Consider the following 12779-nt stretch of genomic DNA (forward strand, 5'->3'; position numbering starts at 1 on the left):
TCCCCCGCCGGTGGCGGCACCCACGGTCAAATCGTTCGCCTCTCTTTTGGCCGAGGTGAGATCCTGGACCGCGTATGTCTACGCATCCCGCCCCCGCCCTCGGCCCCCTCGCCCCCCGTCTGACCGAGCTCTCGCTGCGCGACGCGCACCGGCTCGGGCGGCGGCTCGAGGGCGCGCGCAAGATCCGTAAGCCGGAGGCCCGCGCCACCGTCATCGCCGAGATCGAAGGCGAGATCGGCAAGGCCGAGGCCCGGATGGCCGAGCGCCGCTCGCGCGTGCCCGCGGTCACGTATCCGGAACAGCTGCCCGTCAGCCAGAAGAAGGACGAGATCGCGGCCGCCATCCGCGATCACCAGGTCGTCATCGTCGCCGGTGAGACCGGGTCCGGTAAGACCACGCAGATCCCGAAGATCTGCGTGGAGCTCGGCCGTGGCGTCCGCGGCATGATCGGCCACACCCAGCCGCGCCGGATCGCCGCCCGTACCGTCGCCGAGCGGGTCGCGGACGAGCTGCGGACCCCGCTCGGCGAGGCCGTCGGCTGGAAGGTCCGCTTCACCGACCAGGTGAACCCGGACGCCACCTTCATCAAACTGATGACGGACGGCATCCTGCTCGCCGAGATCCAGACCGACCGCGAGCTGCGCGCCTACGACACGATCATCATCGACGAGGCCCACGAGCGGTCCCTCAACATCGACTTCCTGCTGGGCTACCTCGCCCAGCTGCTCCCGAAGCGGCCGGACCTCAAGGTCGTCATCACCTCGGCGACCATCGACCCCGAGCGTTTCTCGCGGCACTTCGGCGACGCCCCGATCATCGAGGTCAGCGGCCGCACCTACCCGGTGGAGGTGCGCTACCGGCCGCTGCTCGAAGAGGACTCGGACGACTCCGACCGGGACCAGATCACCGCCATCACCGACGCCGTCGAGGAACTGATGGGGGAGGGCCGGGGGGACATCCTCGTCTTCCTCTCGGGCGAGCGGGAGATCCGGGACACGGCGGACGCCCTGGAGAAGAAGAAGTACCGGTTCACCGAGGTACTCCCCCTGTACGCCCGGCTGTCCCACGCCGAGCAGCACCGGGTGTTCCAGCCGCACACCGGACGCAGGATCGTTCTGGCGACCAACGTCGCCGAGACCTCCCTCACCGTCCCCGGGATCAAGTACGTCATCGACCCCGGTTTCGCCCGTATCAGCCGCTACAGCCACCGCACCAAGGTCCAGCGGCTGCCCATCGAGCCGGTGTCGCAGGCCAGCGCCAACCAGCGCAAGGGCCGTTGCGGCCGCACCAGCGACGGCATCTGCATCCGCCTGTACTCCGAGGACGACTTCGTCGCCCGCCCGGAGTTCACGGACGCCGAGATCCTCCGTACGAACCTGGCCTCCGTCATCCTCCAGATGACCGCCGCGGGCCTCGGCGACATCGAGAAGTTCCCCTTCATCGACCCGCCGGACCACCGCAACATCCGCGACGGCGTGCAGCTGCTGCAGGAGCTCGGCGCGCTGGACCCGGCCCAGAAGGACGTCCGCAAGCGGCTCACCGACACCGGCCGCAAGCTGGCCCAGCTGCCCGTCGACCCGCGGCTCGCCCGCATGGTGCTGGAGGCGGACAAGAACGGCTGTGTCCGCGAGGTCATGGTCATCGCGGCCGCGCTGTCCATCCAGGACCCGCGCGAACGCCCGGCCGACAAGCAGGCGCAGGCCGACCAGCAGCACGCCCGCTTCAAGGACGAGACGAGCGACTTCCTCGCCTACCTGAACCTGTGGCGGTACGTCCGCGAGCAGCAGAAGGAGCGGGGCTCCAGCTCCTTCCGCCGGATGTGCAAGCAGGAGTACCTGAACTTCCTGCGCATCCGCGAGTGGCAGGACATCTACACCCAGCTGCGCACGGTCGCCAAGCAGATGGGCATGCACCTGGAGGAGCACCCGGCGGGTGCCGAGGCCCCCGCCGACCGCGTCCACGTCTCCCTCCTCGCCGGCCTCCTGTCCCACATCGGGATGAAGGACGTGAAGGACGGCAACAAGAACGAGTACTTGGGCGCCCGCAGCGCCAAGTTCGCCCTCTTCCCGGGCTCGGCGCTCTTCAGGAAGCAGCCGAAGTTCGTGATGTCGGCCGAGCTGGTCGAGACGAGCCGGCTGTGGGCACGGGTCAACGCGAAGATCGAGCCCGAGTGGGTCGAACCGCTCGCCGGCCACCTCCTGAAGCGGACGTACAGCGAACCGCACTGGGAGAAGGACCAGGCGGCCGTGATGGCGTACGAGAAGGTGACGCTGTACGGCGTCCCGATCGTCGCCCAGCGGAAGGTGAACTACGGCCGGATCGACGCCGAGGTCAGCCGCGAACTGTTCATCCGCAACGCCCTGGTCGAGGGCGACTGGCGCACGCACCACAAGTTCTTCGCCGACAACCGCAGGCTCCTCAGCGAGGTCGAGGAACTCGAGCACCGGGCGCGGCGCCGGGACATCGTGGTCGACGACGACACGCTCTTCGACTTCTACGACCAGCGGGTGCCCGAGCACGTGGTGTCCGGGGCCCACTTCGACTCGTGGTGGAAGCACAAGCGGCACGAGCAGCCCGACTTCCTGGACTTCGAGCGGGAGATGCTCATCCGGGAGTCGGCGGAGGCCGTCACCAAGGCCGACTATCCGGACTCCTGGCGGCAGGGGCAGCTCAAGTTCCGGGTGACGTACCAGTTCGAGCCGGGCGCGGACGCCGACGGTGTCACCGTGCACATCCCGCTCCAGGTCCTCAACCAGGTCACGGACGAGGGCTTCGACTGGCAGATCCCGGGCCTGCGCGAGGAGGTGGTCACGGAGCTGATCCGCTCCCTGCCCAAGCCCGTGCGCCGCAACTACGTGCCCGCGCCGAACTACGCGAAGGCGTTCCTGGAGCGGGCGGTGCCCCTGCAGGAGCCGCTGACCGTGACGATGGCCCGCGAGCTCAAGCGGATGGTCGGCGTGCCCTTCGAGGCGGAGGACTTCGACTGGGCGCGGGTCCCCGACCACCTGCGGATCACCTTCAGGATCGTCGACGAGCGGCGCCGCAAACTGGCCGAGGACAAGGACCTGGAGGCACTGAAGCTCTCGCTGAAGCCGAAGGCCCGCAAGGCCCTCTCCCAGGCCGCGGCCGCGACCGCGTCCCGGGAGGGCGGCGAGTCGCTGGAGCGCACGGGCCTGACCGACTGGACGATCGGCACGCTCAGCCGGGTCTTCGAGACCCGCAGGGCCGGCCAGCCCGTCAAGGCGTACCCGGCACTGGTGGACGACGGCGACACGGTCTCCGTCCGGCTCTTCGACACCGAGGCCGAGCAGGCGGAGGCCATGTGGAAGGGCACCCGCCGGCTGGTCCTGCGCAACATCCCGGTGAACCCGGCGAAGTTCGCCTCGGACAAGCTGACCAACCAGCAGAAGCTCGGTCTGTCGGCCAACCCGCACGGGTCCGTCCAGGCGCTGTTCGACGACTGCGCGATGGCCGCGGCGGACAAGCTGATCGGCGACTTCGGCGGACCGGCGTGGGACGAGGAGTCGTACCGGAAGCTGTTCGACAAGGTGCGCGCCGAGATCGTGGACACGACGGTCCGCGCGGTCGGCCAGGTGCAGCAGGTCCTCGCCGCCTGGCAGGCCTGTGAGCGGCGCCTGAAGGCCGTCGGCAGCCCGGCGCTGCTCGCGAACCTCACGGACGTGCGCAAGCAGCTGGACGCCCTCGTGAAGCCCGGTTTCGTGACCTGGGCGGGGATACGGCGGCTGCCGGATCTCCTGCGCTACCTGGTGGCCGCAGACCGGCGCCTCCAGCAGATGCCGACCGGCGTCCAGCGGGACACGACCCGTATGGAGAAGGTCCGCGAGATGCAGGACGAGTACGCCTGGCTGCTGGAGCAGCTGCCCAAGGGCCGGCCGGTGCCGCGGCAGGTCCTGGACATCCGCTGGATGATCGAGGAGCTGCGGGTCAGCTACTTCGCCCACGCCCTGGGCACGGCGTACCCCGTCTCCGACAAGCGGATCGTGAAGGCGATCGACGCGGCCGTACCGTAGCCGAGCGCTCACAGGGGGTGAGTTCGACCAGGCGGGCCCACCTCCTGTACAGTCTGTTTCGCAGCGCAGGACGGCAAGTCAAGCGCAGCGAAACCTGGTCCTGTGGAGCAGTTTGGAGTGCTCGCCACCCTGTCAAGGTGGAGGCCGCGGGTTCAAATCCCGTCAGGACCGCAAGAAGAGGGCCCTCATCCGTCAGTCGGATGGGGGCCCTCTCGCATGCCGTCCGTCAACCGGCGCAGGCGCTCGCGGCCTTGACGGCGTCACATTCGCTCGGTACCCAGGGAGCAGGGCCCGTTCTTCCTGTGCGGCCCCTGGAGGTGGCGTATGGCGGCATCGGCCAGGCACGAGACAGGGGCGCTTCTGAGGGCGCATCTGTCGGCCGCCTCGTCCTACCGGCACTTCACCCGTCACTGCGCCATCTGTCATCGCCTACTGCGCCTGGCGATGGACGCCGGCCCCTGCCCCCAGGACGTGGACGACGAGCCGGCGGAGGACGAGAGCCCCCGCAGCGCCTGAGGTCCGCCTCCTCTAACCCACCCGCGCCACGGGCGACAAGCGGACCCGCGTGTGACGGGAGTCACCGCATGAGTTTTTGAAAGGGCGGTACTTACCCCCTTCATACAACTGGTCAATTTAATATGTGCAATTGCACCGGCCCCAGGAGTCCCGCACAGCGCTTCCGACACCCCTCCCCAGACTCCGACAAGGCCGCTCACCGAGTGCCCGGACGGCCCGCGAACAGCGCACAAAAAAGATCGCGCTGGACCCGGCGGAGTCCAGCGCGATCTACGACGCACCCTGTGTCGCTGCCTACAACGTTCTGTTCGGCTTGGGCGTGGGTCCTGTTGGGGCAGGTCCCGCGTCGCTCGGAGCTAGGGTTCGGACGCCACGACCAGTTGGGGGACCAGCCGTTTTGCCCGGTTATTCAGTTGTTCAGGCCTCGCTGCGCTGCTGCGGGATACCCGCGAGCAGTGCGCGGACCTCGGCCTCGCGGTAGCGGCGGTGCCCGCCGAGCGTACGGATGGAAGTGAGCTTGCCGGCCTTCGCCCACCGCGTGACCGTCTTGGGGTCGACACGGAACATGGTGGCGACCTCAGCCGGGGTCAGCAGCGGCTCGGCATCAGGGGTGCGAGCGGTCATGAGCGGCCTCCTCGGGAGAACCGAACCTTCTCGGTTCTTTCCTCTAAATTCTGCACCTTGACCCGCGTTGCCCGAAATGGCGGACGCGAGTCGAGTCGGTTATAGGACGAACGGCTTGTCCTCGGCACTACAACTACACCATCTGTCCAGCCGCGTCGGCCAAACCGATGGAATTGCCCTCCCAGGTGTTCATCAGCGACGGAAGCCGATGGACCATGCCATAGCGGACAGTCACGCCACTGTGACGATCAGTCACAGGGCGATCAGGAGTCACAAGACCCCCCAAAGCGTGCAATGCTGAGAATCCGCCCATGATGGAGCATAGTTGGACGGACAGAGCCCTCCCCGGACTCCTTGTCCTATTTTGGCATGAGGGGCGGCAAGAGACGCAAGGGCCGCGTAAGTGCCGTCCATCACCCTTGGGGCAAAAGTCCAGATCGGGACCAACATCCCGTCAGATGGTCATGTGTCGTAGACCGTACGTCGTTCGACGGCGTTCGAGCCGTGACGTACGTCACTCAGTTCGCGGAACGCCGGTCCCGTACCGTCCGCCACCGCTCCACGAGCCGCCCGTAGGCCGCTCCGGCCGCCACCCCGTCGCCCCGCCGCAGCGCCTCGACGCCGTCGGCCACGTCCGCCGCCGAGTGGTCGTCCTCCAGCTCGCCCGCCGGGAGCACGTGCACCAGCCCGCCGTAGTCCAGCTCCACCAGCGAGCGCGGGTGGAACTCCTCCAGCCAGCGGCCGACGTCCAGCAGCCCGTCGATCAGCGGGCCTTCCTCGACGGTCTCCTTCAGTGTGCGCAGGGCCCGCGCCACCCGGCGGCGGGCCTGCACCATGGGCGTGCGGTAGCGCAGCATCGGGGGCACCTCGGCGGTCCCCTTGTCGTACCGCCGCTCCTCGTCCCCGACCAGGACGAACCAGTTCAGCGGGATCTGCCAGGTCGCCGTGCGGATCCACGGGCGGGCGTCGGGGTTGCGGGCGAGCCAGCGCTCGTAGTCCTGGGCGGCCTGCCGGCGCACCACGGGCGGCAGCACCGCGTCCAGCACCGGCGGCGGCAGCTCCTCGCCGAGCTCGTCCAGGGCCAGCCAGCCGCGCAGCCGGGTCCGCCAGGGGCACACACAGGTCACCCCGTCGACCTCCGCCACGAAGGCGTCGGCGCTCTCGTGCACCGGTACCGCGATCGGCGGGGTGGGCAGCAAGTCCGCGAGGGAGCGCCGCAGTTCGTCCTGGTAGGACGGGCGGTCGGCGCGGCGGGCGTAGCGCTCCCAGTGGCCGCGTTCCGGCTCCGGGAAGGCGCCCAGCGGCTCGTACACGCGCAGGTACGCGGCGTAGGGGACGACCACGGAGGACACCTTGGGCACGCCTGCTCCCTCCCCATCGGACCCGGCTCGAAACCCAGGCGAATCGTGCCACGGCCATGCGTGCGCACACCGTACGGAAGAGTGATCCTGAACACTGCGCGGATGGTGGTCGTGCCGAGGCTCTACTCTCATGCCAGCACCCCGCCACCCGCACGGGGGCTACGCCCCACCCGCCGCTACTTACACAGGAGTCACCACAGTGACCGACGTAACCGGCGCACCTGCTGATGTCCTGCACACCCTGTTCCACTCGGACCAGGGAGGCCACGAGCAGGTAGTGCTCTGCCAGGACCGTGCGTCCGGCCTCAGAGCCGTGATCGCCATCCACTCCACCGCCCTGGGCCCGGCCCTCGGCGGCACCCGCTTCTACCCGTACGCGACCGAGGCGGAGGCCGTCGCCGACGCCCTCAACCTGGCGCGCGGGATGTCGTACAAGAACGCCATGGCCGGTCTCGACCACGGCGGCGGCAAGGCCGTGATCATCGGCGATCCGGAGCGCGACAAGACCGAGGAGCTCCTCCTCGCCTACGGCCGCATGGTCGCCTCGCTCGGCGGACGCTACGTCACCGCCTGCGACGTCGGCACCTACGTCGCCGACATGGACGTCGTGGCCCGCGAGTGCCGCTGGACCACCGGCCGCTCCCCCGAGAACGGCGGCGCCGGCGACTCCTCCGTGCTCACCGCCTTCGGTGTCTACCAGGGCATGCGCGCCTCGGCCCAGCACCTGTGGGGCGACCCGTCGCTGCGCGGCCGCAAGGTCGGTGTCGCGGGCGTCGGCAAGGTCGGCCACCACCTGGTGCGGCACCTGCTCGACGAGGGCGCCGAGGTCGTGATCACCGACGTGCGTGCCGAGGCCGTGCGGCGGATCCTCGACCAGCACCCCGAGGGCGTGACGGCCGTCGCGGACACCGAGGAGCTGATCCGGGTCGAGGGGCTGGACATCTACGCCCCCTGCGCCCTGGGCGGCGCCCTGAACGACCTCTCCGTGCCGGTGCTCACCGCCCGGGTGGTGTGCGGCGCGGCCAACAACCAGCTCGCCCACCCGGGGGTGGAGAAGGACCTCGCGGACCGCGGGATCCTCTACGCGCCGGACTACGTGGTCAACGCGGGCGGGGTGATCCAGGTGGCCGACGAGCTGCACGGGTTCGACTTCGACCGGTGCAAGGCGAAGGCGGCGAAGATCTTCGACACCACGCTGGCCATCTTCGCACGTGCGAAGGAGGACGGGATCCCGCCGGCCGCCGCGGCCGACCGGATCGCCGAGCAGCGGATGGCCGAGGCCCGCACGGCGCGCTGAGCCGGGCCGTGCGGCGACCCCGGACGGGTGTCCGATCGCACAGGTGAGCGGTACCCGTCGGCGGGAAGTTGGAGAGAACTCTCACTTCCGTCGGCGGGTCGCTCCCCGATAAGTGGTTAAAATCGCCACTGACCAGCGAGGACAGGGCGCCTCGAAGGTCCGGGGCACACGCGCTTGCTGCGGGCGACGTACCGTATGGGCGCGGGCTCAGGTACCGTGGAAGCCCTACGGACCGGCCTCTCTGCGGAGGGTCCGTTTCGGATCATGAACGCGTGTCAGACTCTGGGGCCGTCGAGCCCCGTCACCGAGGGGGTCGAGCCATGGGGCGCGGCCGGGCCAAGGCCAAGCAGACAAAGGTCGCCCGCCAGCTGAAGTACAACAGCGGTGGGACTGACCTGTCACGTCTGGCCAGTGAACTGGGCGCATCGACTTCGAGCCAGCCGCCGAACGGCGAGCCGTTCGAGGACGATGAGGACGACGAAGACGATCTCTATTCTCGGTACGCCGACCTCTATGAGGACGACGACGAGGACGAGGACGAAGGTCCCTCACAGCACCGTCGCGGCGCTTGACCCAGTACTGCACCTGCCCGGTCGGTGGCACTGCCACCGACCGGGTTCTGTGCTGCCCGCAGGTTCAGCCGGCGTAGTCCCCGACCAGCTCGGCGCCCGTCTCCCGGTCGCCGCGGTCGGTGATCTCACCGGCGACCCACGCGTCGACACCCCGGTCGGCCAGGGCCGTCAGGGACACCTCGACGGACTCCTGCGGGACGATCGCCATCATGCCGACGCCCATGTTCAGGGTCTTCTCCAGCTCCAGGCGCTCGACGTTCCCGGTCCGGCCGACCAGGTCGAAGATCGCGCCCGGCGTCCAGGTGGAGCGGTCGACGGTCGCGTGCAGCCCGTCCGGGATCACCCGGGCCAGGTTGGCCGCGAGTCCGCCACCGGTAATGTGACTGAAGGCGTGCACCTCGGCGGTGCGGGTCAGGGCCAGGCAGTCCAGGGAGTAGATCTTCGTGGGCTCCAGCAGCTCCTCACCGAGGGTGCGGCCGAGCTCGGCGACCTCCGCCTCCAGGGCGAGGCCCGCGCGGTCCAGCAGGACGTGGCGGACCAGGGAGTACCCGTTCGAGTGAAGCCCGGAGGACGCCATGGCGATCACCGCGTCACCCGTGCGGATACGATCCGCGCCGAGCAGCCGGTCGGCCTCCACCACGCCCGTGCCGGCGCCGGCGACGTCGAAGTCGTCCGCGCCCAGCAGGCCCGGGTGCTCGGCGGTCTCGCCGCCCACCAGGGCGCAGCCGGCCAGCACACAGCCCTCCGCGATGCCCTTCACGATGGCCGCGACGCGCTCGGGGTGGACCTTGCCGACGCAGATGTAGTCGGTCATGAAGAGCGGCTCGGCGCCGCACACCACGATGTCGTCCATGACCATGGCGACCAGGTCGTGCCCGATGGTGTCGTAGACGCCCATCCGGCGCGCGACGTCGACCTTCGTGCCGACGCCGTCCGTGGCGGAGGCGAGCAGCGGGCGCTCGTAGCGCTTGAGGGCGGAGGCGTCGAAGAGTCCGGCGAAACCGCCGAGGCCGCCGAGGACCTCGGGGCGCTGGGTCTTCTTCACCCACTCCTTCATCAGCTCGACGGCGCGGTCGCCCGCCTCGATGTCGACGCCCGCCGCTGCGTAGCTGGCACCAGTTGTCTCAGACATGACTGTGAGAGCTTTCGTGTCGTACTGCAGGGGTGTTACGGGCGACGGATCGCGTCGGCCGCGGCCGTGGCGGCGGGACCGGCCGCCAGCTCCGTCTCCAGCAGCTGCTTGCCGAGCAGCTCCGGGTCCGGCAGCTCCATCGGGTACTCGCCGTCGAAGCAGGCGCGGCACAGGTTCGGCTTGGCGATCGTCGTCGCGTCGATCATGCCGTCGATGGAGATGTAGGCCAGGGAGTCGGCACCGAGGCTGGTGCCGATCTCCTCGATGGTCATGCCGTTGGCGATCAGCTCCGCGCGCGTGGCGAAGTCGATGCCGAAGAAACAGGGCCACTTCACGGGCGGGGAGGAGATCCGGATGTGGACCTCGGCGGCGCCGGCCTCGCGGAGCATGCGGACCAGGGCCCGCTGCGTGTTGCCGCGGACGATCGAGTCGTCGACGACGACCAGACGCTTGCCCTTGATGACTTCCTTCAGCGGGTTCAGCTTCAGGCGGATGCCCAGCTGGCGAATGGTCTGCGAGGGCTGGATGAAGGTCCGGCCGACGTAGGCGTTCTTCACCAGGCCCGCGCCGAAGGGGATGCCGGACGCCTCCGCGTAGCCGATGGCGGCGGGGGTGCCGGATTCCGGGGTCGCTATGACCAGGTCGGCCTCGACCGGTGCCTCCTTGGCGAGGCGGCGGCCCATCTCCACCCGGGAGAGGTACACGTTCCGGCCGGCGATGTCGGTGTCCGGACGGGCCAGGTACACGTACTCGAAGACACAGCCCTTGGGCTTCGCTTCCGCGAATCGGGAGCTGCGCAGGCCGTTCTCGTCGATGGCGACGAACTCGCCCGGCTCGATCTCCCGCACGAAGCTCGCGCCGCAGATGTCGAGGGCCGCGGACTCGGAGGCGACCACCCAGCCGCGCTCGAGGCGGCCGAGGACCAGCGGGCGGATGCCCTGCGGGTCACGGCCGGCGTACAGGGTCTGCTCGTCCATGAAGACGAGGGAGAACGCGCCCTTCACCTTCGGGAGCACCGCGTGCGCGGCCTCCTCGATGGTCAGCGGCTTGCCGTCCTCGTCGACCTGGGCGGCCAGCAGGGCCGTCAGCAGATCGGTGTCGTTGGTGGCCGCGACCCGGGTGGAGCGGCTGTTGTTGTCGTTGGGGAGTGCGGCGACCATCTCGGCGAGCTGCGCCGTGTTGACCAGGTTGCCGTTGTGGCCGAGCGCGATCGAGCCGTGCGCGGTGGCACGGAACGTCGGCTGGGCGTTCTCCCACACGGAGGCCCCGGTGGTCGAGTAGCGGGCGTGTCCGACCGCGATATGACCCTGGAGCGAACCGAGAGAGGTCTCGTCGAAGACCTGGGAGACAAGGCCCATGTCCTTGAAGACGAGGATCTGGGAGCCGTTGCTGACCGCGATTCCCGCGGATTCCTGACCCCGGTGCTGGAGGGCGTAGAGCCCGAAGTACGTGAGCTTTGCGACCTCTTCACCCGGAGCCCAGACGCCGAAGACGCCGCAAGCGTCCTGGGGGCCCTTTTCGCCGGGAAGCAGATCGTGATTGAGTCGACCGTCACCACGTGGCACGCCACCGAGTGTAGGCGAGGTCGACCACTGGTCCGAATTGGGGATGCGCGGCCCTGCCGCTCCGGGATCAGTCGATCACCTTGGCGGATTCTACGTTTCCCCAGGTCAGGGCGATTTCGCCGGGAATCGACGGGGCGTGGGACGCCTCCCGCGGGGCGGCCCGGGTCCCCTTCGACTCGTTTGTGAGTGAGGTGTCGCACATCATTCGGGTGCGCTGCGGCTGAGGTGGACACGGTCGCCGTCGCCGTCGGTGAGCGTCAGCTTCCTGTCCTCGGTCCGCGCGGTGAGCGTGCCGGTGGTGAGGGTCCGGGCGAGGGCGCGTTCGAAGGCCATCCGCTCCGGGCTGCAGGCCATCCGCGTCGTGCGCAGGTCGCCGAAGGTGATCCGGTCGCCGTGCACGGTGGCGCGGGCGCTGAACTGGTTGCAGCCGAGATTGCCGGCCGCCTTCCCGTCGTCCTCCACGCGCAGGCGGGCGGAGGCGGGCGCGTGCCGGGTCGTGTCGCCGACGGTCAGGCTGTCGACCCGCCAGTCGATCCCGGTCACCGGCTGCTGGACGCTCACCGCTCCACTCTCCGCCTTCCCGGTCCCACAGGCCACCACGAGCGGGACGAGCGCGGCGGCCGCCGTCAGGGTCATGCGCTGCTTGTACCGGTTCATACGGGTTCGACGGATCGGCGGTACGACCGGTTCCGCTACGCCAGCAGCGGCAGCAGATCCCCGAGGTCCGCCCGCTCCCCGCTCGCGCTGACCTTCGCCTCGGCGAGGGCGTCCTTCCAGGCCAGCCGCCCGGTGGCGAGCCGGATCCAGGTCAGCGGGTCGGTCTCCACGACGTTGGGCGGGGTGCCGCGGGTGTGCCGGGGCCCCTCGACGCACTGCACGACCGCGTACGGCGGCACGCGCACCTCCGTCGAGCCGCCGGGCGCCTTCACCGCGAGGGCGTCGGCGAGCAGCCGGGTCGTGGCGGCCAGGGCCTGGCGGTCGTGGGGCACGTCGAGTCCGGCGACGGCGGCGGTGAGGTCGTCGGTGTGGACGACGATTTCCACGGCGCGGGTGACGAGGTAGTCGTCGAGCGGCATCGCGCCGGCGCTGGTCTCCAGCAGCCGGCCGCCGGGGTGCTCGTCGAGGAGGGCCCGCAGGCTGCGGTCGACGTCGGCGAGGTAGGCGTCGAGGTCGGGGTGGCCGGCGGCGAGGCGGCGGGTGAACTCGTCGATGGCCGTGGAGTTGGCGGCGGTGGCGAAGGGCCACTCGACCACCGTGACGTTCTGGCGGGGCGGCGCGGGCAGGTCGAGCGCGCGGTGCACGGCGGTGAGCGCCATGCCGATGTGCGCGACGAGGTCCCGTACGGTCCAGTCGCCGAGCCGGGTCGGCAGCGCGAGCTGGTCGGGCCCGAGACCGCCGACGGCCTCCCGGACGTTCGCGAACTGGGCGAGGACCGCGGCACGGGTCCGGACGGGGTCGTACCTACGGGCACGCTTCTTGGCCGGTGGCATGCCGCCGACCCTATGCAGGCCCCCGCCCACACCGCGAGCGAATACGACTGCGCGGGCCGGGGGGACGGGTTGGGCCGGGCCGAGTCGGGTCAGGTCGGACCGGACCACCGGACCGGACCGGACCGGACCGGACCGGACCAGCATGGCCGAGCAGGCCGAGTCCGGGCCGGATGAGGCCGGGCCAGGCCGGG

General features: G+C 69.9%; 10 protein-coding genes and 1 tRNA gene. 5 read left to right on the forward strand and 6 right to left on the reverse strand.

Features of this window, described 5'->3' with window-relative positions; translation table 11 throughout:
- Positions 1-74: 74 nt before the first annotated feature.
- The 3 genes from hrpA to N8I86_RS18885 all read left to right on the forward strand — a co-directional run bounded on the left by hrpA (position 75) and on the right by N8I86_RS18885 (position 4547).
- Positions 75-4031: an ATP-dependent RNA helicase HrpA gene (gene hrpA / locus N8I86_RS18875; protein WP_263278278.1), complete on the forward strand. Its 3957-nt coding sequence runs from the start codon at positions 75-77 to the stop codon at positions 4029-4031.
- A 96-nt stretch (positions 4032-4127) separates the two neighbouring features.
- Positions 4128-4202, forward strand: a tRNA-Asp gene (locus tag N8I86_RS18880).
- A gap of 153 nt (positions 4203-4355) precedes the next feature.
- Positions 4356-4547 (forward strand): DUF6274 family protein, encoded by a 192-nt coding sequence (locus N8I86_RS18885; protein WP_073886963.1) that lies wholly within the window; start codon positions 4356-4358, stop codon positions 4545-4547.
- A gap of 417 nt (positions 4548-4964) precedes the next feature.
- On the opposite strand, the gene bldC is transcribed toward N8I86_RS18885, so the two are convergent.
- Complete coding sequence (bldC, locus tag N8I86_RS18890) at positions 4965-5171, reverse strand: developmental transcriptional regulator BldC (protein ID WP_003949541.1); 207 nt, start codon at positions 5169-5171, stop codon at positions 4965-4967.
- A 518-nt stretch (positions 5172-5689) separates the two neighbouring features.
- Positions 5690-6532 carry a hypothetical protein gene (locus N8I86_RS18895; protein WP_073886965.1) on the reverse strand — a complete coding sequence of 281 codons (843 nt, stop codon included), beginning with the start codon at positions 6530-6532 and terminating at the stop codon, positions 5690-5692.
- A 199-nt stretch (positions 6533-6731) separates the two neighbouring features.
- Between N8I86_RS18895 and N8I86_RS18900 the strand changes: the two genes are divergently transcribed.
- Positions 6732-7829 carry a Leu/Phe/Val dehydrogenase gene (locus N8I86_RS18900; RefSeq protein ID WP_123437429.1) on the forward strand — a complete coding sequence of 366 codons (1098 nt, stop codon included), beginning with the start codon at positions 6732-6734 and terminating at the stop codon, positions 7827-7829.
- Between the two features lie 320 nt (positions 7830-8149).
- On the forward strand, positions 8150-8401 hold the full coding sequence (locus N8I86_RS18905) for a DUF3073 domain-containing protein (RefSeq protein WP_073886969.1): 252 nt from the start codon (positions 8150-8152) through the stop codon (positions 8399-8401).
- A 64-nt stretch (positions 8402-8465) separates the two neighbouring features.
- On the opposite strand, the gene purM is transcribed toward N8I86_RS18905, so the two are convergent.
- The 4 genes from purM to N8I86_RS18925 form a co-directional block, all read right to left on the reverse strand.
- Complete coding sequence (purM, locus tag N8I86_RS18910) at positions 8466-9533, reverse strand: phosphoribosylformylglycinamidine cyclo-ligase (RefSeq protein WP_123437428.1); 1068 nt, start codon at positions 9531-9533, stop codon at positions 8466-8468.
- 35 nt (positions 9534-9568) lie between these two features.
- Positions 9569-11098 carry an amidophosphoribosyltransferase gene (gene purF, locus N8I86_RS18915; protein ID WP_073886973.1) on the reverse strand — a complete coding sequence of 510 codons (1530 nt, stop codon included), beginning with the start codon at positions 11096-11098 and terminating at the stop codon, positions 9569-9571.
- Between the two features lie 201 nt (positions 11099-11299).
- Positions 11300-11734: an META domain-containing protein gene (locus N8I86_RS18920; RefSeq protein WP_241840701.1), complete on the reverse strand. Its 435-nt coding sequence runs from the start codon at positions 11732-11734 to the stop codon at positions 11300-11302.
- 56 nt (positions 11735-11790) lie between these two features.
- Positions 11791-12588 (reverse strand): maleylpyruvate isomerase family mycothiol-dependent enzyme, encoded by a 798-nt coding sequence (locus N8I86_RS18925; RefSeq protein ID WP_263278279.1) that lies wholly within the window; start codon positions 12586-12588, stop codon positions 11791-11793.
- Positions 12589-12779 lie beyond the last annotated feature (191 nt).

It is taken from the genome of Streptomyces albidicamelliae, assembly GCF_025642175.1.
Classification (GTDB): Bacteria; Actinomycetota; Actinomycetes; order Streptomycetales; family Streptomycetaceae; genus Streptomyces; species Streptomyces albidocamelliae.

Coding starts and splice junctions, on each gene's coding strand:
- hrpA (WP_263278278.1), top strand. CDS start 75: ATGTCTACGCATCCCGCCCCCGCCCTCGGCCCCCTCGCCCCCCGTCTG.
- N8I86_RS18885 (WP_073886963.1), top strand. CDS start 4,356: ATGGCGGCATCGGCCAGGCACGAGACAGGGGCGCTTCTGAGGGCGCAT.
- bldC (WP_003949541.1), bottom strand. CDS start 5,171: ATGACCGCTCGCACCCCTGATGCCGAGCCGCTGCTGACCCCGGCTGAG.
- N8I86_RS18905 (WP_073886969.1), top strand. CDS start 8,150: ATGGGGCGCGGCCGGGCCAAGGCCAAGCAGACAAAGGTCGCCCGCCAG.
- purM (WP_123437428.1), bottom strand. CDS start 9,533: ATGTCTGAGACAACTGGTGCCAGCTACGCAGCGGCGGGCGTCGACATC.
- N8I86_RS18920 (WP_241840701.1), bottom strand. CDS start 11,734: ATGACCCTGACGGCGGCCGCCGCGCTCGTCCCGCTCGTGGTGGCCTGT.
- N8I86_RS18925 (WP_263278279.1), bottom strand. CDS start 12,588: ATGCCACCGGCCAAGAAGCGTGCCCGTAGGTACGACCCCGTCCGGACC.